This window comes from Leptospira neocaledonica (assembly GCF_002812205.1).
Classification (GTDB): domain Bacteria; phylum Spirochaetota; class Leptospiria; order Leptospirales; family Leptospiraceae; genus Leptospira_B; species Leptospira_B neocaledonica.
The window spans coordinates 1-871 of record NZ_NPEA01000033.1 but is presented as its reverse complement, the minus strand read 5'-3'; the positions used below and the strand labels follow the sequence as shown (position 1 = coordinate 871).

At 38.0% G+C, this 871-nt stretch carries 1 protein-coding gene; it reads right to left on the bottom strand.

Translation table 11 applies throughout. From position 1 onward, the window contains the following. Positions 1 to 420 precede the first annotated feature (420 nt). Positions 421 to 702, bottom strand: a complete 282-nt coding sequence (locus CH365_RS19845; RefSeq protein WP_100770278.1) for a BrnT family toxin — start codon at positions 700 to 702, stop codon at positions 421 to 423. Between the last annotated feature and the right edge of the window lie 169 nt (positions 703 to 871).

Sequence of the window (871 nt, the reverse complement as noted above, 5' to 3'; positions counted from 1 at the left end):
TAACGACCAAGGTGTTCCGACGTTTGCGATGGCACGAGTTTGCTAATGCAAACGAAGTGACTGAAGCAAATGTGGCGAAGCCCGAGCGAGTGAGTCGCGAAAGCGATCTCCGAGCGGAGCGGAAGCACCGATAGTTAGGCGACGGCTCTGCAAGTAATAATGAAGAATCAAGCCATTGATGGCGTTATTAATTATTTATGAGCATAATGTTCAGTATATAAATCCAGAACCTTTTTAATCATAGTCTGATAAGGTACACCAGATCTCTTCGATTCCTCTTTGAAGAACGAGATACTCTTTTTACTCAAGACTATAGTTACCCTGGAATTATCTTCTTTTAAAACGAGTTTATTCGGAGGAGGTAGAAAATCCTCAACAGTCTTAGAAGATCTAATTGAAGATGATATAGATGCTGGTGCATCAGTGTATTTTATTTTCTTTTTCATAAACTTTCTTACCTTGCCTCCAATAACCTGCCCCAAAGATTCGAATCTTATTATTTCTGACAGTAAATCTTACCGTTGATACATACGAATCAATTAGGCCAAAGCAGTAATATCTCTTTTCAGAATCAGAAGAATGGGTAACATCTAAAGTAATAATCCTATTTGGATCCAAAAATGCCTTTTGAGCTTCAAAGAAATCAATTCCATGTTTCCGCAAATTTTCCTCATTTTTTGCAGGATCCCATTCAAGCTCCATCTACATATAAAAATAGACGAGAAACAAATCTTTGTCAATACATATAATTATGCATATTTTAGTGCACACCCATCCAATTTAGAGTTCATATTAATAAAAGCGGGCATGGAAGCCCGCAAAGCTTGAAAAAGAATATCGTGCAGAGCTGTTCGCCTAACGACCAAGGCTT